19 protein-coding genes and 2 pseudogenes are annotated in these 21,038 nt (G+C 63.7%); 11 read left to right on the top strand and 10 right to left on the bottom strand.

The window, feature by feature from the left end:
• Nucleotides 1–3,935 (bottom strand): annotated as a pseudogene (locus tag X726_RS139000) (kinesin); the annotation flags it as partial.
• A 313-nt stretch (nucleotides 3,936–4,248) separates the two neighbouring features.
• On the opposite strand from X726_RS139000, the gene X726_RS0136700 reads away from it, so the two are divergent.
• The 3 genes from X726_RS0136700 to X726_RS139010 all read left to right on the top strand — a co-directional run bounded on the left by X726_RS0136700 (nucleotide 4,249) and on the right by X726_RS139010 (nucleotide 6,201).
• Entirely contained in the window at nucleotides 4,249–4,587 is a 339-nt protein-coding gene (locus X726_RS0136700) for an Hpt domain-containing protein (RefSeq protein ID WP_023688665.1), read from the top strand.
• 157 nt (nucleotides 4,588–4,744) lie between these two features.
• Nucleotides 4,745–5,065 (top strand): 2Fe-2S iron-sulfur cluster-binding protein, encoded by a 321-nt coding sequence (locus X726_RS139005; protein WP_023673507.1) that lies wholly within the window; start codon nucleotides 4,745–4,747, stop codon nucleotides 5,063–5,065.
• Nucleotides 5,066–5,169: 104 nt separating this feature from the next.
• Nucleotides 5,170–6,201 carry an NAD(P)/FAD-dependent oxidoreductase gene (locus X726_RS139010; protein WP_023673506.1) on the top strand — a complete coding sequence of 344 codons (1,032 nt, stop codon included), beginning with the start codon at nucleotides 5,170–5,172 and terminating at the stop codon, nucleotides 6,199–6,201.
• Nucleotides 6,202–6,221: 20 nt separating this feature from the next.
• Here X726_RS139010 and X726_RS139015 read toward each other — a convergent pair whose 3' ends face one another.
• Nucleotides 6,222–7,706: an MDR family MFS transporter gene (locus tag X726_RS139015; protein ID WP_023673505.1), complete on the bottom strand. Its 1,485-nt coding sequence runs from the start codon at nucleotides 7,704–7,706 to the stop codon at nucleotides 6,222–6,224.
• A gap of 231 nt (nucleotides 7,707–7,937) precedes the next feature.
• Nucleotides 7,938–8,558 (bottom strand): DUF922 domain-containing protein, encoded by a 621-nt coding sequence (locus tag X726_RS139020; protein WP_023728091.1) that lies wholly within the window; start codon nucleotides 8,556–8,558, stop codon nucleotides 7,938–7,940.
• Between the two features lie 148 nt (nucleotides 8,559–8,706).
• Here X726_RS139020 and folP point away from each other — a divergent pair, with 148 nt between their 5' ends.
• The 3 genes from folP to folK are packed head-to-tail and all read left to right on the top strand — an operon-like array spanning nucleotide 8,707 to nucleotide 10,431.
• Entirely contained in the window at nucleotides 8,707–9,552 is an 846-nt protein-coding gene (folP, locus tag X726_RS139025) for a dihydropteroate synthase (RefSeq protein ID WP_023673503.1), read from the top strand.
• Between the two features lie 17 nt (nucleotides 9,553–9,569).
• Entirely contained in the window at nucleotides 9,570–9,929 is a 360-nt protein-coding gene (gene folB, locus X726_RS139030; RefSeq protein ID WP_023673502.1) for a dihydroneopterin aldolase, read from the top strand.
• Nucleotides 9,913–10,431 carry a 2-amino-4-hydroxy-6-hydroxymethyldihydropteridine diphosphokinase gene (gene folK / locus X726_RS139035; RefSeq protein WP_023673501.1) on the top strand — a complete coding sequence of 173 codons (519 nt, stop codon included), beginning with the start codon at nucleotides 9,913–9,915 and terminating at the stop codon, nucleotides 10,429–10,431. The genes folB and folK overlap by 17 nt, the downstream gene beginning before the upstream one ends.
• Here folK and X726_RS139040 read toward each other — a convergent pair.
• Both X726_RS139040 and X726_RS139045 read right to left on the bottom strand, forming a co-directional pair.
• Nucleotides 10,428–10,976 carry a DUF924 family protein gene (locus X726_RS139040; RefSeq protein WP_023673500.1) on the bottom strand — a complete coding sequence of 183 codons (549 nt, stop codon included), beginning with the start codon at nucleotides 10,974–10,976 and terminating at the stop codon, nucleotides 10,428–10,430. The two genes, folK and X726_RS139040, sit on opposite strands and share 4 nt — an antisense overlap.
• On the bottom strand, nucleotides 10,976–12,823 hold the full coding sequence (locus tag X726_RS139045; RefSeq protein WP_023673499.1) for a monovalent cation:proton antiporter-2 (CPA2) family protein: 1,848 nt from the start codon (nucleotides 12,821–12,823) through the stop codon (nucleotides 10,976–10,978). The genes X726_RS139040 and X726_RS139045 overlap by 1 nt, the downstream gene beginning before the upstream one ends.
• Nucleotides 12,824–12,983: 160 nt before the next feature.
• Here X726_RS139045 and X726_RS139050 point away from each other — a divergent pair, with 160 nt between their 5' ends.
• The 3 genes from X726_RS139050 to X726_RS139060 all read left to right on the top strand — a co-directional run bounded on the left by X726_RS139050 (nucleotide 12,984) and on the right by X726_RS139060 (nucleotide 15,691).
• Nucleotides 12,984–13,973: an AraC family transcriptional regulator gene (locus X726_RS139050; RefSeq protein ID WP_023673498.1), complete on the top strand. Its 990-nt coding sequence runs from the start codon at nucleotides 12,984–12,986 to the stop codon at nucleotides 13,971–13,973.
• 59 nt (nucleotides 13,974–14,032) lie between these two features.
• The gene (locus X726_RS139055; RefSeq protein ID WP_023715852.1) at nucleotides 14,033–15,241 is read left to right on the top strand and encodes an MFS transporter; all 1,209 of its coding nucleotides are present in this window, start codon (nucleotides 14,033–14,035) and stop codon (nucleotides 15,239–15,241) included.
• Between the two features lie 183 nt (nucleotides 15,242–15,424).
• Nucleotides 15,425–15,691: a hypothetical protein gene (locus X726_RS139060; protein WP_023673496.1), complete on the top strand. Its 267-nt coding sequence runs from the start codon at nucleotides 15,425–15,427 to the stop codon at nucleotides 15,689–15,691.
• Nucleotides 15,692–16,033: 342 nt separating this feature from the next.
• Here the strand turns inward: X726_RS139060 and X726_RS139065 are convergent, their stop codons facing one another.
• The 4 genes from X726_RS139065 to X726_RS01935 all read right to left on the bottom strand — a co-directional run bounded on the left by X726_RS139065 (nucleotide 16,034) and on the right by X726_RS01935 (nucleotide 19,786).
• Nucleotides 16,034–16,582 carry a hypothetical protein gene (locus X726_RS139065; protein WP_023673495.1) on the bottom strand — a complete coding sequence of 183 codons (549 nt, stop codon included), beginning with the start codon at nucleotides 16,580–16,582 and terminating at the stop codon, nucleotides 16,034–16,036.
• An 82-nt stretch (nucleotides 16,583–16,664) separates the two neighbouring features.
• Complete coding sequence (locus X726_RS139070; RefSeq protein WP_023673494.1) at nucleotides 16,665–17,729, bottom strand: TIGR01620 family protein; 1,065 nt, start codon at nucleotides 17,727–17,729, stop codon at nucleotides 16,665–16,667.
• Nucleotides 17,726–19,204 (bottom strand): YcjX family protein, encoded by a 1,479-nt coding sequence (locus X726_RS139075; protein ID WP_023673493.1) that lies wholly within the window; start codon nucleotides 19,202–19,204, stop codon nucleotides 17,726–17,728. The genes X726_RS139070 and X726_RS139075 overlap by 4 nt, the downstream gene beginning before the upstream one ends.
• A gap of 87 nt (nucleotides 19,205–19,291) precedes the next feature.
• A complete protein-coding gene (locus X726_RS01935) occupies nucleotides 19,292–19,786 on the bottom strand; it encodes a histidine phosphatase family protein (RefSeq protein ID WP_033002062.1) in 495 nt (164 codons plus the stop codon).
• Nucleotides 19,787–19,938: 152 nt separating this feature from the next.
• Between X726_RS01935 and X726_RS1000000170885 the strand changes: the two genes are divergently transcribed.
• Nucleotides 19,939–20,118 (top strand): hypothetical protein, encoded by a 180-nt coding sequence (locus X726_RS1000000170885; protein ID WP_023706174.1) that lies wholly within the window; start codon nucleotides 19,939–19,941, stop codon nucleotides 20,116–20,118.
• A 5-nt stretch (nucleotides 20,119–20,123) separates the two neighbouring features.
• The gene (gene dksA, locus X726_RS139080; protein ID WP_023673491.1) at nucleotides 20,124–20,540 is read left to right on the top strand and encodes an RNA polymerase-binding protein DksA; all 417 of its coding nucleotides are present in this window, start codon (nucleotides 20,124–20,126) and stop codon (nucleotides 20,538–20,540) included.
• A 179-nt stretch (nucleotides 20,541–20,719) separates the two neighbouring features.
• Here dksA and X726_RS139085 read toward each other — a convergent pair.
• Nucleotides 20,720–21,038 (bottom strand): annotated as a pseudogene (locus X726_RS139085) (hypothetical protein); the annotation flags it as partial.

Raw genomic sequence — 21,038 nt, 5'->3', positions numbered from 1 at the left:
GTCTCGACCGCGCGGGCGACCAGCTTCTGGTCGGCGGCGTCGAACGTGCCGGCGATCTCGCCGGCGCGGGCAGCCAGCCGTCCGGCCGTTTCTTCGGCGCGGGCGAGCAGCGAGTTCGACGTCTCGTCATGCCGGGCAAGCAGCACGCTCGTTGTGTCTTCGGCGCGAGCAAGCAAGGCATTCGTCGTATCCTCGGCGCGAGCAATCAGGGCGCTCGATGTGTCCTCGGCACGGGCGTGCAGACGGCGATCCGCGTCCTCGAAGGTGCGGGCGATGTCCTCGGCCCGGGCCAAAAGGGCGGCCGAGGTCTGCTCGGCACGCTCGGCGATCTTGCGGTCGGCGTCACTGAAGGCAGCACCGGCCTGTTCGTGCAGCGCGCTGGTGACTTCCATCACCTTCTCGCGCAGCGCGCCAGCAACGAAGACGGCGCTCTTTTCGAGCACGCTGCGGACATTGTCGACACCCACCGACAACGCGCGCTCCATGGTTCCGGCGCGCTCTTCGATGATGCCGGTCTGCTTGCTGAAGGCCTGCTCGATCTTCTCGACATCGGCAGCGATTGCCGCCGAGATATCGGTGCTTCTGCCGGCAATCTGGTCGATATGGCCCGACAGCGAGCGGTCGACATCCTTGCGTATGTCGGCGAGCTTTGCCAGATCGTCTTCCAGCGCCTGGGTCAACATGTTGCGGCCTTCGGCCAGCTTGCCGACATGGCCGGCGATGATGTCGTCAACCTCACCGCGGCTTGCCGACAGCTTCTGCAGGTCGGCTTCCAGCGCACGCTTCAAGATGTCTCGGCCCTCGGCCAGCTTCTCGACCTGGCCCGCGACCAGTCCGTCGATGCTCGACCGGCTCTCGGCCAGCTTGGCGAGGTCGTCCTCGAGAGCCTTCGACAGCGTCGCGCGATCCCGGACGAGCTTGTCGCTGTGACCCTCGATCAGGCTGTTGACATTTTCCAAATCCGCTTCCAGCACCCGTGCGAACTCGCCACGGTTTTCGCTCAGCTTCTGCGACTGGTCGGCAATGGCGCTCCTAATCGCATTGAGATCGGCTTCGAGCGCCCGTGTGAGGATGTCGCGGCCCTCGGCGAGCTTCTCGACCTGTCCGGCGACCAGCCCATCGATGTTGGAGCGGCTCTCCGCCAGCTTGGCGATGTCGTCTTCCAATGCCTTTGAGAGCGCCGAACGGTCCTGGACGAGCCTGTTTTGATGATCGGCCATGATGCCGCTGACATTGTGCAAATCGTCCTGAAGCGCCTGAGATAGCGTCGAACGATCCTGGACAAGCCGGCTCGAGTGGTCGGTGATCAGGCTGTTCACATTCTGAAGGTCATCCTTAAGCGCCTGGGATAGCGTCGAACGATCCTGAACAAGCCGGTTCGAGTGGTCGGCGATCAGGCTGTTCACATTCTGCAGATCGGCCTCCAGTGCCCTGGAAAGCTGACCGCGCTCTTCCGCCACCTTGTCGGAATGACCCGCGATGGCGCCCTTGATGGTGTTGAGGTCGGCTTCGAGCGCGCGCTTAAGGATATCGCGCCCCTCGGCCAGCTTCTCGACCTGGCCGGCGACCAGCCCGTCGATGCTCGACCGGCTCTCGGCGAGCTTGGCGAGGTCGGCCTCGAGCGTCTGTGACAACAGGCCACGATCGTCGGCAAGCCGGCTCGAATGGTCGGAGAGCAGGCCCCTGATGCCGGATAGGTCGTTCTCCAGCGCCTTGCTGAGTTCGGTTCGGTCCTCGGCCAGTTTCGCCGAGTGGTTCTCGATCACGCCCTTGATGCCGATAATGTCGTTTTCGAGCGCCTTGGTCAGGATGGCACGGCCTTCGGCGATCTTTTCAACCTGGCCGGCGACCAGCCCGTCAATCGAGGCGCGGCTGTCGGCGAGCTTGCCGAGATCGGCTTCCAGGGCGCGCGACAGAATGTTGCGGCCTTCGGCCAGTTTACCGACATGTCCGGCGACCATTTCGTCAATGATCGTACGGGCTTGCACAAGTTTTCCGGAGTCTTCATGCAAAGCCTGGTTGAGCCGGTTGCGGCCTTCTTCAAGCCGCTCGAGATGGCTGCCCAGCGACGCGTCGATGGCGGCGCGCGACTCGTTGACCTTGCGCAGATCCTCTTCCAGGGCGCGCGAGATCAGGTTGCGGCCTTCGGCCAGCTTCTGCACCTGGTTGGTTACGGCCGCATCGATGCCGGCACGGCCCTCGGCGAACTTCGCCAGGTCCGCCTGCATGGCAGCCGCCATGCGTTCGCGGCTTTCGGACAGCTTGCGGCTGTGGTTTTCGACGGCGTCCTCGATGCCGACACGGGCATCGGCAAGACGCTGGATGTCGGTGTCGAAGGAGCGCGACACGACATGGCGGGCGGCTTCCATGCGGCCGGCGAAATCGCTGGCGCGGGCTTCGAGCATCGACGAGGTCGACGAGACGATGTCGGCCATGTCGGCGCCGATCTGGGTCTTGCCCTGATCGATCATCGCCGACAAATGATCCTTGCTCTCGGCAAAGGTGTGGGCGATCTCGCGGGCGCGCTCGACCAGCGTTTCGTTGATCTGGCGGGCGCGCGCCTCGAGCGCGGCGTTGAGCTTCTGCGTGCCGGTATCGAGTGCTTCGGCGCGGGTCTGAAATTCGCTGATCAGCGCCTGGCCGCGCTCGGCCAGCGTCCGCTCGATGCCGTTCAGGCTGGACTCGAATTCCGAGCTCAGGGTGCGGGCGGCGCCGCCGAGCAGCGACACCATACCGGTGGTGCGGTCGTCGAGCAGGTCGGTCAGCGACCGGGTCAGGCCGTCTGTGGTGTCCGTCAGCTTGGCGATGCGGGTGTCGAGCAGCGAAGCAAAGGCTTCGCCCGACGTCGACAGCCTGTCGGTGATTGAATCCAGCCGGGTTTCGACGGAATCGAAGATCGACATCGAGCTTTCATTGATGCGGTCGATCAGTGTGTCGCCGGAATTCGTGATCGTCATCGACAGCTTGGTCGACGCGTTGAGGATAGAGTCGCGAATAATGTCGGAGGCGGCGCCGATCTCGTCCTTCAGCGTTTCATGCGCGCCGGTGATCGAGGCGCGCACGCGCTCGGCATGAGTGACGACGGCTTCGCGCTCGCTGCCCAGCCCGTCGACCAGCGACCGGATGCGCGATTCATTCTCCGAATAGGAGCGTTCGATCTGGTTGACCTCGCTGTGGACCAGAGTTTCGAGCTCGACGGCGCGCGCCAGCGTGCGCTCAATGCCTTCGCCCATCGCCGCCACTTCACGGCGAACGGCCTGGCCGATCATCATCACGCGGTCTTGGGCGAGGTTTTCCGGCTCCGCCAAGCGGAAAGCCACCTCCGTCATCGATTGCGCGGCAATGCGCATTTCCTGCGCGCGGCGGATCATCGCCGCGAAGGCCCAAAACAGGACGACCGGTATGATTGCCGCGATCGCTAGGCCGATCAGTTCAGGGCGGGCCAGGATTTGATCGAACGTACGAATTTTCCAGATGCTGGGGCCAAACAGCAGATTGGCGAGGCCGCCGGCGCCGGCGATCCAGGCCAGCGACACGAACGCCACGACCCAATAGATCGTGCTAGACGCGCGCCGGTTGAGGCTGTGTAGCAGCGTCTTGTAATCTTTCTGGCGGTCATCGTTTGCCGGCTTGAAGCCGGCTGGCTGCGCGCTGTTGCGCGATTCGACCGGGCGCAACTCGGCGGGCTTGGCTGCCGGCTTCGCACTCTGGTTTTGTTGGACGGGCGCGTTTTGAGCGGGGGCGGGCTTCTGGGGGCGGCCTTCGCGCGCCAGTTCGTCCGCGGCCTGCGATATCTGCGCTTCCAGATCTTCCATCGACGCCGCGATATCGAGATCGCCGCTGCCGTCTCCGCTGAGATCGAGGTCTAGTGCCTTTTCGAGTTCCCTGGCTACGTCGCTGTCGAGAGTTCTGGTCGTCGTTGGTTTCTTCGCCATGCCTTCGCTACCCTGTACTAGCTGCCGAGGGACTTCTTATTTTTGCCTGATTCTGGCTCGTCTTATCCCACGCAGGAGGCTGAAAATGGACCTTCGTATCGTAATGACACACAGGGGTAAAGAAAACATGCATTCCGCGAGATACGTAAAACTTTAAATATAAGGTTAACGACAACGTGATCTAACCGCCTCAACGGCAACAATTTTCCAGCCCATTCATTAACGCGTTGGCGACGGAAATCGCCTAGTTTTTTCGGCGATCGGCACAAGGAGTTTCAAATTGGTACGCGGTGAAAGCGGCATTGCCTTCTCAATGCCGGGCGGCGATGCGTCGGGACCGGCCCGTTCGCGCCCAGTGGATCTGGCCCACCTGGCCCGTCAGACTATGGGGGATCGCGCCCTCGAACAGGAGGTATTGGCGCTGTTCGTACAGCAGGCGCTTTCCGTCCGCGACAGAATAGTCGATGCCGATGTCAGGGAGCGACTGCTTCTGGCGCATGGGCTGAAAGGTTCGGCGCGCGGGGTCGGCGCCTTTGCCATCGCCGACTGCGCCACCTCGATCGAACAGCAGCCGGAAGATGCGCGCATCCTCAAGCGCCTCGGCACCCTGATCGAGGAAGTGCGCGATTTCATCGCCGCCATCAGCCGGTAATGGCTGCCGCTCGGCAGCGGCCACCGGGATGAATCGACGGGGCCAGGGCGTGCTTTGGCCAGCTTTCCGAAAAAACGTCACAAAGCGGCGCTTTCGCGCCGCAGTTGACTTGTCCGGTGGAGTGATTATCTCGGCTGGGACTCCCTTCAGGTGATAAATGACCAAGCTGACCTTCATTGCCCATGACGGCACTCCTTTCGATGTCGAGGCCGAAAACGGCTCGACCGTCATGGAGAATGCGATCCGTAGCGCGGTGCCGGGCATCGAGGCAGAATGCGGCGGCGCCTGCGCCTGCGCGACCTGCCATGTCTATGTCGACGAAGCCTGGACGGCCGAGGTCGGCGAGCCGGAGGCGATGGAAGAGGACATGCTGGACTTCGCCTATGACGTCCAGCCGAACTCGCGCCTGTCCTGCCAGATCAAGGTGCGCGACGCGCTTGACGGCCTGGTCGTGCGCGTGCCGGCTCGCCAGGGTTGATCTCCCGTACCATCTGATTTTTCCCGCCGCCGCTTGGCAGCGGGCCAATGCTCATGCAGTCTCGCGCCAGTTTCGCCCCAGTCTGACAATGAGGCTCGCCTGGCATGACCGATGTAATCAAGACGGACGCACTCATCGTCGGGGCGGGTCCGGTCGGCCTGTTCGCCGTGTTCGAACTTGGCCTCTTCGACATGAAGTGCCATCTGATCGATATCCTCGACCGGCCCGGCGGCCAATGCGCCGAACTCTATCCGGAAAAGCCGATCTACGACATTCCAGGCTGGCCCTCGATCTCGGCGCAAGGGCTGGTCGACAGACTGCTGGAGCAGATTCACCCGTTCAAGCCGGATTTTACCTTCAACCGCATGGTCTCCAGCCTGGAAAAGCTGGACGACGGCTCATTTCGGGTCACCACCGACGAGAACGAGGTGTTCGAAGCCAAGGTGGTGGTGATCGCCGCCGGTGGCGGCTCGTTCCAGCCCAAACGGCCGCCCATTCCCGGCATCGAGGCCTATGAGGGCAGGAGCGTCTTCTATTCGGTGCGCCGTATGGAGGAATTCCGCGGCCACGACCTCGTCATCGTCGGCGGCGGCGATTCCGCACTCGACTGGACGCTGAACCTGCAGCCGGTGGCAAAAAGCGTGACACTGGTCCACCGGCGCGCGGAATTCAGGGCGGCGCCCGACAGCGTCAACAAGATGTATGCCATGCAGGAGATGAAGCAGCTGGAGTTCCGGGTCGGCCAGGTGAGCGGCCTGACCGGCGCCGACGGCGAGCTGGCCTCTGCTACCATCAAGGGCGGGCCTGACGGCGACATCGAGGTGCCGTGCACGCGCATGCTGCCGTTCTTCGGCCTGACCATGAAGCTCGGCCCGATCGCCGAATGGGGGCTCAACCTTCATGAGAACCTCATCCCGGTCGATACCGAGAAATTCCAGACTTCGGTGCCAGGCATCTTTGCCGTCGGCGACATCAACTGGTACCCAGGCAAGCTGAAGCTGATCCTGTCGGGTTTTCACGAGGTGGCGCTGATGGCGCAGGCCGCCAAGCGCATCATCAGCCCCGGTGAGCGCATCGTCTTCCAGTACACGACGTCGTCGACCAGCCTGCAGAAGAAGCTCGGCGTCGTGGAGTAGGTCCTACAGGGCTTTCCGAATCACTCCACCAGAACGACTGGCGCCTCGGCGTCGTCGCGGCCGCGCAGTGACTTCTCCGGCATCAGCGCCAGCGTCATCAGCGCCAGCACGAGCGTGACGGCCGCGGCAAGGAAGATCATCATGAAGGGCGTCGCCGAGACGATCTGTCCGGCAGCCGGCGCGCCTTCGCCGGCAAGCGGCAGGCCATAGCCGAGCGCGACGGCGCCGAGCATGGCGACGCCGAGCGCGCTGCCCAGCGAACGCAGGAAGGTCAGCACGCCGGTGGCAACGCCGAGATGCGCGCGGTCGACGGCGTTCTGCACCGATACGGTGGCGACCGGGAAAGTGGTGCCGCTTCCAAGGCCGATGCAGATGGTCAAGAGCTCGACCACCAGCAGCGAGGCGCGGCCGGCGACCAGGCTGAGCACGCCAAGGCAGATAATGGCGAAGAGAACGCCGACCATGGCTATACGCTTGTAGTGGAAGAAGCGCGGTATCGTGCGGCCGCTGAAGGTCGCGCCGGCGACCGTTCCGAGCAGCAGGCCGAGCATGGCAAGGCCCGACTGGCTGACCGACAGGCCGATGATCGACTGCAGATAGACCGGCAGGTACACCGACAGGCCGATATTGGCGGCCTGCAGCAGGAACATCGACGCCGTGCCGGCAAGCACGATCGGATTGCTCAGCACTTCAAGCGAAATCAGCGGCTCGGCCGCACGCATCAGCCTGAGGGCGAACGCACCCCAGAAGACCGCCGAACAGGCGAGCAGGCCGACGATCTCGCGCGAGGCCCATGGATAGGCGCTGCCGCCCCAGTTGAGGGCCAAAAGCAGCAATGCCGTCGCCACCACCAGAAGCAGCGCGCCCGGCGCGTCGATGCGATGCCGCTTTGCGGCGACCGGCAGTTTGCGCAGCGGCTTGTTGATGATGGCCATGGCCAAGATGCCGAGCGGGATATTGATCCAGAAGATCAGCGACCAATGCAGATGTTCGGCAAATCCGCCGCCGAGCAAAGGCCCGGCGATGCTGGCGACAGCCCAGGTGCCCGAAATCCAGGCGGCATAACGCGCGCGTTCACGCGGCGGCACGAGGTCGCCGATGACGATCTGCGCCAGGGCGAACAGGCCGCCGCCGCCCGCACCCTGGATCGCCCGGCCGACAACCAACACGAACATGTTGGGGGCCATGGCGCTGACCAGCGATCCCAGAAGGAAGATCAGGATCGCCGCATAGACGGTCGGCCGGCGGCCATAGACGTCGGAAATCTTGCCGTAGAGCGGCGCCATGGCCGTCGCCGTCAGGAGATAGCCGGTCACGATCCACGGCAGGTAGTCGGCATGGCCGAGCGAACGCCCGATGGTCGGCATGGCCGGCGCGACGATTGTCTGGTCGAGCGCCGCCAACAGCATCGACAAAAGGATGCCGGCGATGATGACGTTCTTCTCGCTTTCCGTCAGCGGTGCGGCGGGAGGCAGCCTAGCCGGCTTATCGACAGCTTGGTCCATATCATTTCATCCATAAAGTTTGAGAGCGATTGCGCGGCGCCAAATGGCCGCTCCGCTACGCGCCGCCTCAATTGGTCTTGATCTGGTGTTTCGAAGCTCGCGCCTTGCCAGCCTGACATATCTTGCGAGCCTGACATATGTCGTCCCGTATAGGCCGATTTCGACCTATGCCCGAAAATTTTCTGGGGCTGGCCTCATGTTTCGGCAGAATTGGCTTGGTATCGCCGTGTTTCAGCCGGGCGGAAGCTGGCCGTTCTCGACGCGCTGCATGCGGTAGCGCAGCAGCCGCAGGATGCGGCTTTCGAAATTCACGCCTTCCACGCGGTCGAAGCGCAATTGGTCCTGGTCATGCCTGGCGAGTTCGGCCGCGGTGATCTGCGCCGCCTTCGCCTTTGCCCCGGCGCAGGTCTTTTGCGCAAAGCTCGCGTTCAGCGCGTCTTCGAGCAGACGGCCGTGGTTCTTGGCGATCTCGACATGACGCTCCTCATGGCGCTTGATGTCGGCCGACAGGGTGTCCCAGAACAGCCTGACATCGGGATCGGCCTTGCGCGGCCTGCGCCACTCCGGAAGGATGACCTTGACCTTGACGGTAACGGCGGCCTTGGCGATGCGGCAGGTGTCTGCGGTTTGCGCGTAGCTGATGCGGGTGGTGAACGCCATCTGGGTGGCGCCTGGATGCCGCATCCCGGTGCTTTTCACCTCGGGTCCATGCTTCGACAATTGCGTCTCGATGTCATCGAGCGTGCTGCCGCCGATGGCAAAATAGCTGTAGGTCTTCACCAGATTGGCAGCATTCGCCGGCAGGACGGTCAAAGCCAGCATCAGGGCGCAGAGCAGGGGTCGTTTCATCATGTTGCCTCTTCACTCACCTTGCTTTACGGCCGTTGCCGGCGCAACGGAATTGATCTTCCACCGATCACGCATCGTTGATGGATTGCAAGCGCTCGATGAGCCACATGCCAATGAGCCACATGCCAATGAGACACATGGTTGAAGGACAATGACGACAAGGCGATGGCAACTGGCGCATAAGTGCCATCTCGACCTTGGCGAGAAAGCCATTGTGGTCGGCATTCTCAACGTCACGCCCGACAGTTTTTCGGATGGCGGACTGTTCATCACGCCTGACCAGGCGGTGGCGCAGGCGCACCGCATGGTGGAAGAAGGCGCCGCCGTCGTCGATATCGGCGGGGAATCGACGCGCCCCGGCGCCTCGCCCGTGACGCCTGAAGAAGAGCAGGCCCGCATCCTGCCGGTCATCGCCGCGCTCGCCAGTTCAGGCGAAGCCCTGATTTCGGTCGACACCTATCGCGAGGAAACCGCGCGCCTCGCCGTCGCCGCCGGCGCGCATATCGTCAACGATGTCTGGGGCTTGCAGCGTGAACCCGGCATCGCCCGCGTCGCCGCCGAGACCGGCGCCGGACTGGTCATCATGCATACCGGGCGCGGGCGGCAAAAACTGCCCGACGTCATCGCCGACCAGTTTTTGTTCCTCAAGGCTTCGCTGGAAGTCGCCAGGCGCAGCGGCGTTGCGGACGATCATATCGTACTCGATGCCGGCTTCGGCTTCGCCAAGGAGACGGCTGAGGAAAACCTCGACCTGATGGCGCGGTTTTCCGAGCTTAAGGAGCTCGGTTTTCCCTTGATGGCCGGCACCTCCAGAAAACGCTTCATCGGCACCGTCACCGGCCGCGAAGCCGGCGCGCGCGCCGCCGGGACGGTAGCCACCAGTGTCATTCTGAGGCTGAAGGGCGCCGATCTGTTTCGCGTCCACGATGTCGCAATCAACGTGGACGCACTGGCGGTCGCCGATGCTATGCTGGCGCGCGAAAAGCCAGGACGCTGAGCCCAGGACACTAAGAAATGTACGTCATCCGCATGAAGAACTGCGCCTTCTTTGCCCGGCACGGCGTGCTGGATGAGGAAGAGGCGCTTGGCCAGCGTTTTTATGTCGATGCCGAGTTGACGGTCGAGCCCAGCCGCCCGCTGGAGGATGATTCCATCGAGGACACCGTCAATTACGGCATCGCCTTCACGGTGATTGAAAAGATCGTCACTGGACATCGCCGCTTCCTGATCGAGGCGCTGGCGCTCGAAGTGGCGAAGGCGCTGACTTCACGGTTCCCGCAGATCAGGAAGGCCGAGATCACCGTGCGCAAGCCCAACGCACCGGTGCCCGGCGTGCTCGATTATGTCGAGGTGACCGTTGTCTGGCCAGAGTAACAATAACACGGTCTATCTCAGCCTTGGCGGCAATCTTGGCGATCCCTCGGCCTCGATGGCGGCGGCGCTGCGCCTGCTCGACGCCGACGAGAGCACGCGCGTCGTCGCCGTCTCCTCACTTTACCGCACGCCGCCCTGGGGCAAGCTCGACCAGCCGGATTTCCTCAACGCCGCTGCCGAAATCTCGACCTCGCTGGCGCCAAGGGCGCTGCTCGACCTCTGCCTCGAGGCCGAGCGCAAGCTGAAGCGGGTGCGCGAGGAGCGCTGGGGTCCGCGCCTGATCGACATCGACATATTGGTGTTCGGCCACCGCACAATCCACGAAACCGGGCTGGAGGTGCCGCATCCCCGAATGGTGGAGCGCGCCTTCGTGCTGGCGCCCTTGGCAGAGATCGCGCCGGATCTGGCGGTGGGCGGCAGGAGCGTGACCGAGCGGCTCAGCGCCGTCGATACGTCAGGCATAGAGCGGCTGGCTTCCGGCCGCGATTGGTGGCTGGGTTAACCGGAGAAGCCGCCGCCATCGAGAAATGCCTGTTCGTCCGCCGTCGTCTCGCGGCCAAGCATCTTGTTCCTGTGCGGAAAGCGGCCGAAGCGCTGGATGATGTCGCGGTGCTCGATGGCGTATTTCACATACTCCGGCGCCCTGGCGGTGGTGAGCTCGACCGATCTGTCCTGGTCGGCGGGCAGTTCCGAATGTTCGTAGGGCAGGTACAGGAAGACGCGCAGGTTTTCTTCCAGCGAAAGGTCATGGCCGGCCGCAATCGCCTTGGCGGCAAAGTGCCGTGCCAGCGGATCGGTGGCGTACATATGGCCTGAGCCGCGAAAGCAGTTGCGCGGAAACTGGTCGAGCAGGATCATCAGCGCCAGCGAACCCTCGGCATGCTCCGACCATGCGTCGCACTCGCGCCGCGCGGCGGCAAAGTGCAGGTCGAGAAACCTGCTGCGGAAATCCGCGTCGAAGACGTCGTTCTTCTCGAACCACGCGTCTTCGCCGGCCTCGCGCCAGAATTTGGTGACGGCGAGCGCGCGCTCATCCGATGCGGTCATCAGCTTTCCCCCTGATCGGCGGGCTCGGGCTTGTGCAGCACGCCGGCCGTCTCTTCGTTCAGCGCCTGGCCGGGCCGGCGCGGTTGCGTCAGCGGCGTCGGGATCGGCGTGCCGGTATTGCCCCTGAGGAAACGTTGCCCGGCGCGGACGCCTTCGGCCAGCTGCGTCTCCAGTCGGGCATTGTCGCGCCGTCGCACATCCTCGATGACATCGGCGACATCTTCCGGCTCGACGCCCAAAACCTCGAGCGCGGAACCGCCGAAGACGAGGGCCGATTCGAAGGTCTCGCGCAGCTGGAAGTCGACTCCGGCGCGGATGAGCGACAGCGCGGTGCCACGATCGAAGGCACGCGCCAGGACAGTCAGCAGCGGGAACTCCGCCTTGATCAGTTCCGCCATGCGCACGGCGGCGTCCGGCTTGTCGACGCAGATCAGCACGGCGCGGGCGCGGCCTGCACCTGCGGCGCGCAGAATGTCGAGCCGCGTGCCGTCGCCATAATAGACCTTGAAGCCGAAATCGGCGGCCGCCTGGATCATTTCGACATCATTGTCGATGATCGACACGTCGATGCCGCGCAACAAAAGCGGCTGGCTGGCGATCTGGCCGAAACGGCCGAAGCCGATGACCAGCACACTGCCGGTAAGGCCGTCGGCGATGTCGACGCCTTCAAGCGACTGCTCGTCGCGCGGCGTCACATATTTGAGCGCAATGATGGCCAGCGGCGTCAGCACCATGGAGATGATGATGATCGCGGTCAGCGTTGCGTTGGCCCGGCTGTCGATGATGCCAACCGCCGCCGCGGCCGAATAGAGGACGAAGGCGAATTCGCCGCCTTGCGCCATGATCACGGCGCGTTCCAGCGCTTCACGATGACCGCTCTTCAGCAAGCGGGCGACGAGGTAGATGCCGAGCGCATTCATCGCCATGTAGGCGACGACATAGACGGCGATCAGCCGCCAGTTGTCGGCCACCACATGTAGGTCGAGCGACATGCCGACGGCGAGGAAGAAAAGGCCAAGCAGGATGCCGCGGAATGGCTCGACGTCGGCCTCCAGCTGGTGGCGGAAGGTCGATTCCGACAACAGCACGCCGGCGAGGAAGGCGCCCATCGCCATCGAGAGGCCGGAAAGCTGCATGACCAGCGCCGACCCCAGCACGACCAGAAGGGCTGCCGCCGTCATGACTTCGCGCGCCTTGGCGTCGGCCAGGATGCGGAAGAACGGGTTGAGCAGATAGCGGCCGGCCACCACCAGCCCGACGATGGCGCCAAGACCGATGCCGATTTCGGTCAGCCTTTGCTGCAGGGTCATCTCGCTGCCGCCCGGCGCCAGGAAGGCGACCAGCGCCAGAAGCGGCACGATTGCCAGATCCTCGAGCAGCAGGATGGACACGATGCGCTGGCCCTTGGGGCTGGCCATCTCGCCACGCTCTTCCAGAAGCTGCATGACGATCGCCGTCGAGGTCAGGACAAAGCCGGCGCCGGCAACGAAGGATTGCGCGATCGGAAAGCCGCCGGCGAGACCAACACCGGTGAGCAGCAAGGCGCAGACGCCGACCTGCAGCGCGCCGAGGCCGAAAATCTCGCGGCGCAGGCCCCATAGCCGCGACGGCTGCATCTCCAGCCCGATGATGAACAGGAACATGACCACGCCGAGTTCGGCGACATGCAGGATGGCTTCCGATTCGGAAAAAATGCCAATACCGAACGGGCCGATGACCACGCCCGCGGCGAGATAGCCTAGGATCGAGCCCAGCCCCATGCGTTTGAAGATCGGAACGGCGACGACGCCTGCGGCAAGCAGCGCCACCACCTGAATGAGATCGCTGCCCGATGCTTCCGCTGCCATGCCTCTTGTCCCTGTGTCCGACAGCACTCCTTGCATGCACCGGGAGCGGGAGGCAAGGGCGGGAAGCCTGCCAGGATGGGTAGGGTGCCGTGGCAGCGATTCCCCGGTGGAACAACAGTCTGCGCTTGCCTGTCGGACGGCCGGTATCTATATCTGACAAATGCCTGATTATTCGTCCCGGCCGTCGCCGCTGCCACATATCCCGATGGATGCGCTCAGCGAAGTTCTGCAAGACTTTCGCTTGAGTGGCGTCAACTATGGCCGCTGCGAACTCCGGCACCCATGGAGCATAGACTTTCCGCAACAACAACTGCTTCGTTTTCACTTTGTCGGCCAGGGTCCATGCTGGATTCACACCGAAGCGCAAGGCTGGCAGGAGTTGCGCGATGGCGATCTGGTGCTGCTGCCGCAAGGCATCGCCCATCGGCTGGCGAGTGCGCCGGACGTGGTGGGCGATTCGCTCGAGGGCTGCCAGGTGATCAAGTTGGGCGGCAACGTTTGCGAAGTGATACGGCAGGGAACGGGCGCGACAAGCACCCTTTTCTGCGGCTCCATGTCTCTCGGCTCCTATGCGCTCAATCCGTTGATCACGTTGATGCCGCCTCTCATCAAGGGTTGCGACGTGGCCGGCAATGACCCGATGGTCGGCCCTTTGCTGGCGGCCATGACGGTGGAGGCCGCGCAACCGCAGATGGGCAGCGCCACCATCCTGTCGCGTATGGCGGATTTGCTGACAGCCAGGCTCATCCGGTGCTGGGTCAATTGCAACGGCGCATCGACCACCGGTTGGCTCGCAGCCATCCGCGACCCCCATATAGGCCGCGCTCTGGCGGCCATGCACCGCGACCCCGGCCACAACTGGACGCTGGGAAGCCTCGCCGGCGTGGCAGGCCAATCGCGTTCGATTTTCGCCGAGCGCTTCAGCGCGGTATTGGGGGAGGGTGCCGCACATTATCTCGCCCGCCTGCGAATGCAGCTTGCCCGCGAATTGCTGGGCCAAAACGGCTTGTCGGTTGCCGAAGTCGCTACCCGTTTGGGCTATGATTCCGAGGCGTCCTTCGCCCGCGCGTTCAAGCGCATCACCAATGTCTCGCCAGGCGTTGTGCGTCGCACAATTCCCGGACGAATGGATATGAATTTCGGATTTTAAGGTACATAACATCCGGGCGGACTCGCCTATCTAAGATCTCCAACTGTGGAGATCTTTCCGTGACGGACACAACATTACAGCTTGAAGACGCCGCAATCGGCCTTGATGCCGATGCACCAGCCGCGTGGAGCGCGGCCACATGGTTTGCGGTCCTATCATTGGCGGCCACCAGCTTTGCCCTGGTGTCAGCCGAGTTCTTGCCGGCAGGTCTGTTGACGCCGATGGCGCGCGATCTCGGCATCAGCGAGGGAACTGCCGGACAGGTCGTCACCGCCACCGCTTCCGTTGGCGCCGTGACGGCCATGTTGAGCAATGTTCTCATCGGCCGATTGAACCGCAAGGCGGTGCTGGTTGGCCTCATGGCCCTGGCGGTCGGTTCCAATATTCTTGCGGCGCTGGCGCCCAATTTCTGGCTGCTGTTGCTGGGCCGGGCCGGGTTGGGGATCGCTCTTAGCGCTTTCTGGGCACTTTCCGTTGCCGTCGTGGCGCGGCTGGTCGGCGCCAATGCGACAGGTCGCGGCATGGCGATCGTGACCCTCGGCGTCTCGCTCGCGACCATTGCCGCGCCGTCGATGGGTGCGTTGATCAGTGACTGGCTGGGATGGCGCAGCGCGATGGCCATGACGGCGGGGCTGGCCGCGCTTGCCATGCTGCTGCAGCTTCTCAGCCTGCCGACCTTGCCTGCGGCGGCAAGCAACAGCCTTGCAGACGTCTTTCGGCTGACACGGCGGCGTGGCATCCAACTCGGCATGCTTGCCATTGTTCTGCTGATGACCGGGCATTTTGCCGGCTCGGTCTATGTGCGCCCGTTCCTCGAACAGGTGACGCTCCTCACAACCGGGCCGATTGCCCTGGCGCTGCTCGGGTTCGGCATCGCCGCTGTGATCGGCAATATTGCCGGTGGCCGCCTGGCCGACACCAACATCCACATGGCCCTCGCAGTTACCGCCGCGTTGATGGCGTTTGCGGCACTCGCTTTGGTGCTTTGGGGCGCGCAAACCGGCGTTGCCTTCGGCTTTGTTACGCTGTGGGGCTTCGCCTTCGGCATGGCGCCGGTGGTGCTGCCGACCAATATGTCTCGCGCGGCATCTGATGCGCTGGAAGCAGCAGGCAGCCTGATGGTCACTTCCTTCCAGGTTGCCATCACCGTCGGTGCGGTTGTCGGCGGCTATGTCGTGGACACCTATGGCGCTACGGGACCTTTGACCCTAACCGCCGTCCTTGCCGCGGCGACGGCCGCACTGGCGCTGCTGCAGCCTCGTGGCTGAAACCTCGCTTCGTCTGACACGGGCGGCCTCAATCAGGCCGTCCGCGCCGTTGCAGCAGCGCTGCACAGGTTTATGCGCCGCACACGTTGCGTTTTGCCGCAATCGGCGGCTATGGGACGCCAGGCTTCGGCCGTTGGAAGGCAGCGACGATCAAGTTCTGCCTTCGTGAGGAGAATGACTGACATGAAGAAGTTTTTGCTCGTCGGCGTGGGTGTCGCCATGCTTGCCGCATCGGCCTGTTCGAAGGCGCCTGAATGCACGCAGGAAATCGCGGCCAAGAAGGCGCAGGAAATGACCGCCGCGCTGCAGGAAGCGATCACCAAGGATCCGACCAAGGCCGCCGACCTGACCGCCAAGGTGCAGGCTGTGACGACCAAATATCAGGGCGCCACCACGCCGGCCGACGCCTGCAAGGCCTATGACGAGCTGACGGCCGCCATCAAGGGCTGATTCTTCGTTCGGAAATTGAGGAAGGCGGTGGCTCGAGTAGCCGCCGCCTTTTTTGCTGGTGTTCTTAAAGCGCATCGCGCTGACACGGAGGACCGCCGGCACGCACAGGACCATGACACGTTGGCCTTGCTGTGGCTTGGGCCATCGGAGACGCTGACATCGTCGGTTGCGCGCCACATGTCCGGTCGCGGCAGAAAGGTGCCGCCCGAGCGGCCCGTGCTTGAGGAGCGCCAACCTGGCCGCAAGGTGGCGTGTCCTTCCCGACATCGAGCTGAGCGGAACAGCTCAGCTAACGCGCAGTGCAACCCCGTTCCGCGCTTTTTTCGGGGAACCGCTTGAGAGTCAGTTTTTGGCGATGGAGCCGACTTCGACGGCGTCGACGCGCTTGAGGCTCATGCCGATGACCGGCACCAGCTGCTGGTCGACGCGCACGGCGATGGTCACCGTCATCGAATTGTCGTCGGGAATGCGGGCCTGCATGACGCCGCGCAGCTGGTTGCGGTTGATGGTGAAGACGACTTTGCGGGCATCGACCACGTTGCCGCCGATGATGTCCAGGCCCGACCCCGCGGCGCCGCCCATGAAATTGCCCTTGTAGTCGCGGCCCTTGCGCTCGACGGTCGCCGACATTTTCTGGGTGAAGACACCGACGCGGCAGTCGCCATCGAGCGTCATGCCGGTCTTGTTGTCCGGCGTCGAGCCGTCGAAGCTGCAGGTGAACTTCGTGCCCTTGTATTTGCCGGCGATGATTTCGCCCGGGCCGACCCATTTGCCTTCAACGGTGCGGAAGAACTGCTTGTCGGGCTCCGCTGCAAAGGCTTTCCCGGTCGGGCCCAGAGGTGCTGCAAGCGCGACCAGGGGCAGGACGCAGGACAAGATTACGCTTTTCATAGACGACACCCGGCAACAAGGAGGCTGTTGTTGGACGACCATGAACAAGATTGGTTAATGCTTGGTGACCGCGAGAGGGCGTTCACTTGGTCGAGGCGGGTGCTTCATTCTCTTTTCTGGCCGCAAACGAGGTCAGCGCCGACAGGAAATCGCCCATACCCGGCCGCCTGCCGGCAATGAAGGGCAGGGGCCGCGCCGTCTCCATGGCAGCAATGCCGATACGCGCCGTCATCATGCCGTTGACCACGCCTTCGCCGAGTTTCGCCGAAAGCCGTGCGGCAAGGCCATGGCCGACGATCTGCTGGACAAAGCTGTCGCCGACGGCGATCGAGCCGGTCACCGCCAGATGGGCAAGAACGCTGCGCGCCAGCCGGAAAAAGCCCAGCGTGCCCGGCCTGCCGCCGTAGAGTTCGGACAAGCGGCGGATCAGGCGCCCGGCCTCGAACACGACATAGGCAACGTCTACGAGTGCGCGGGGGCTGACGGCGGTGACCAGCGACACGCGTTTGGCTGCTTCGAGGATCATCACCTTGGCTCTCGCATCGAGCGGCCCGAGAATTTCGGTCTCGGCCAGTCGCACCAGATTGCCGCCATCGATGATCTCGCCGCGCAATTCGGCCAGGGAGCGCCTGCCGGCCGCGGTTTCGGGTTTCGCAGCGACAAAGGCCGAAAGCTCTTCGACGACGGCCCTTGCAGCCTTCGGATCGTCGCGGGCCACGGCATCGAGCGCCCGCTTTTGCAGTTTTTCGACCTCGGCCAGCCGGGCGATAGCCAGGAATTCGCTCACCAGCACGACTGCGAGGGCCAACACGGCAATTGCGGCCATTCCCGCTGCCAGCCNCCCCAGCCACTCTGCGCGCTCGAACAGGTCGCGGATGAGCTGGTCGGTCCACAGGCCGACGGCGAGCGAAACCAGCACGCCGACCGCGCCGAAAAACAGGCTGGCAAACAGCGAGCGCCTGCGCGGCGCGGTCGCCGGCGGCGGTTCGGCGGCGACAATGTCCGGCTCATCGAAGACATCGATCTCGGCCGGCACGACGACGGTGCGCGGCTTGCGCGGCGGCTCGGCATGGGGGCTGCGCGTTTCCTGCTTCGGTTCGGCCTCCGGCTCGATGCGGAAAGCTGCCGGTCTGCGGGGCGCGGTCATGCCAGATGGTCTCCGATCAGGAACTGCAAGGCGCGGTCGAGCCTGATATGCGGCAGCGACAGCGTGACGCCTTCAGCGGTGCGTTCGAGCTTTGGCGGGCGAAAGCGCACGAAACGGATCGCCGGATCGTCGCTGCTCTGCCGGTGGTCGGCTTCCGAAACGTCGAAAACCGCATCAATTTTCTCCGGCAAGTCCCCGGGAAATATGGCGGTTTCGGCTTTACCATCAAAGGTTTCGCCGTTGATCTTCTCGCCCTTCAGCGGCGTGCCGATGATCACCGGCAGGGTGTCGCGGCCTTGCTTGACCGTGCCTTCGCGCGTCGCGCGCACCGCCGCCATGGCGACCACATCGACATCGGCGCCGGTGAAATTTGCCCGCGCCACGGCGCGGTCGGCAAGCCGCCGCACGATTGCCTGCAGCCGGTCATGGCTTTCGTGATGCAAATGGTCGGCCTTGGTCGCGGCAACCAGGATGCGGTCGATGCGGCGTGAAAACAGGTCGGTGAGGAAATTGCCTCGGCCAGGACGGAAACAGGAGAGGATTTCGGTCACCGCGCGTTCCAGGTCGGCCATCGCGCCGGGGCCGGCGTTCAACGCCTGCATGGCGTCGATCACCACGATCTGGCGGTCGAGGCGGGTGATGTGTTCGCGGAAGAACGGTTTCACCACATGCGTCTTGTAGGCCTCGTAGCGGCGCTCCATCATCGCTTGCAGCGAGCCGGAGCGCGGCCGTTTCTCACCCTTGAGCAGCAAGGGCGCGAAGGTCAGCGCCGGCGATCCCTCGAGGTCGCCAGGCATCAGGAAACGGCCGGGCGGCAAGGTCGAAAGCGCCCGCTCGTCGAGCTTGCAGGCCTTGAGGTAGGCGGCAAAACTCTCGGCGAGGCGCCGCGCCGTCATCTCGTCGGCTTCGGCATTGGGTTCGATCCTCGCCGACAGCGCCCGCCAGTCCTGCGACAGGTCGGCCCGCACCGGCAGCATCGCCATCTCGAACGCCTCGCGCGAAAAATCGGCGAAGGATTTGCCGAGCAGCGGCAGGTCGAGCAGCCATTCGCCGGGGTAGTCGACGATGTCGACCGACAATCGGCCGCTGGAAAACATCCGGTTCCAACCGGAGGCAGACTCATATTCGATGGTGAGCCTGAGTTCCGAAATGGCGCGCGTCGAGTCCGGCCAGACACGGTCGTTGACCAGGGCGGAGATATGGTCCTCGTACTGAAAACGCGGCACGGCATCGTCCGGCTGTTCCTCGAGGAAGGCGCGAGCGATCCGTCCCGACTTCTGCGCCTCGAACAGCGGCAGGCGCCCGCCATGGATGAGATTGTGGACGAGAGCCGAGATGAACACCGTCTTACCGGCCCGGGACAGGCCGGTAACGCCCAGCCGAAGCGACGGCGAAAAAAGCCCGCTCGCACGCCCCGACAGCGTATCCAGGGCAATTCTCGCTTCGTCGGTGAAAGTGGTCAGCGATGATGCCAAAATCTGTTCTCTCAGGCGTGCTCTCTTGCGCCGATATAGGCTTTGCGGTTCAAGTTTGAAATGGCGCCCGGCCTCGGCCGGCTCGGCTCAGAGATCGACGGGCGTCAGGAAGGCTTCGAGGTAGCCCGCGCCTTGCGCAGCCTCGGTGAGGGTGCCGTCGAAGCGCACGACCGCAAGGCCGGAGGTCGGGAAACCATGGTTCATGATGGCCCGAGCAGCCTCGTCGCCGTCGCCCGAGACCGCCATGGCAAGGTCTTCCGTCATCGGATTGTGGCCGATGACCAGCAGCGAGCCGGGGCCGCCATTGCTGCGGATGATGGCGAGGTAGCCGGCGGCATCCTCGCTGTAGAGGGTGTCGAAGAACAGCACCCGGCCGGTATCGGTGTGGCCGGCGATGCCTTCCAGCGTCTGGCGCGCCCGCTTGGCGTTGGAGCAGAGCGTGATATCGGGGATGTAGTTGCGGGCACGCATCGCCGTCCCCATCATTTCGGCATCGGCAATGCCGGATGCGTCGAGCGGGCGATCGAAGTCGCGCACGCCGGGCAGGGCCCAGCCAGCCTTCGCATGCNGGCAATGCCGGATGCGTCGAGCGGGCGATCGAAGTCGCGCACGCCGGGCAGGGCCCAGCCAGCCTTCGCATGCCTCAACAGATACAGTCTGCTCACCGGACCCCCAATGGTGTGCTGCCCACCAATGACACAACTGGATTAGCCACGAGAAAGGCCTGAGGCACAATGGGCGGCGACGCCCAAGCGCAGCGAATCATGTGCGAATTCGCCCGCGCCCTTCCTATGGAAGGCTTTGCTGAGGATCGCCCGCGCGGCATTAACAATTGCGTGAAACGCGCGCGGATTACGCTTGTGCAGCCTTCTCTGCGCGAATATATAGGCGCCAAATTTGGGGTTGTTGGGTGAGTCGAATGAACGATATCGTTACAGCCAATTACGTACCCTCCGAAGACGAGCCGTTCATGAACGAACGGCAGAAATCCTACTTTCGCTTGAAGCTCGTCACCTGGAAGACCGACATACTGCGCGAAGCGCGCGAAACCCTCGAAATCCTGCAGCAGGAAAACGCCAACCACCCCGATCTCGCCGATCGTGCTTCCTCGGAAACCGACCGGGCCATCGAGCTTCGCGCCCGCGACCGCCAGCGCAAGCTCATTTCAAAGATCGATTCGGCGCTGCAGCGCATCGATGAAGGCACTTACGGCTATTGCGAGGAAACCGGCGAGCCGATCGCGCTGAAGCGACTCGACGCGCGTCCGATCGCGACCTTGTCGATCGAAGCGCAGGAGCGCCACGAACGCCGCGAGAAGGTCTATCGCGACGATTGAGCCGCTGCCGTCAGGCAGGACTGTTTCATCAGAAATAGCCGGGTTTCCCGGCCATTTGTGTTTTTAGCGAAGGGTTTAATCGCACGAAGTTAAAGCGCGTCGCGCTGAACGGATTTGTGCGACGCGCTTTAAGCGGCGTTCCGATCGGGAATCGGCAAGATGTGACGGTTCGCCGGGCTTTATCGTTTCTGGCTGGCGAGTTCGCCGAGCAGCTTGGTCATCTCGTCGTCGAGAGACTGCGGTGCCTTCGCAGCCGGCTTGCTTGCCGGTTTGGGGTGCGAATCGTCGAGCGAGACCTCGAGCTCCCGCATCAGGGTATCGTCGATGGACTCATGCTTCGGTGGCGGCGCCTGCCGGGCAGTATTGGCGGCGGAGCCATAGGCCGGCAGCGGTGTCACATTGCTCGCCTGGTAGATTTGAGCCGGTTTCGGCGCCGGCGCGGCCTGGCGCGGCGGAACGGCGGCCGGAGCAGCCCTTACCGGTTGCGGCGGCGGCGCC

This window comes from Mesorhizobium sp. LSJC285A00 (assembly GCF_000503155.1).
Lineage (GTDB): Bacteria > Pseudomonadota > Alphaproteobacteria > Rhizobiales > Rhizobiaceae > Mesorhizobium.
Note: the sequence above shows the minus strand (reverse complement) of the source record. Positions and strands in the feature narration are given on the sequence as shown.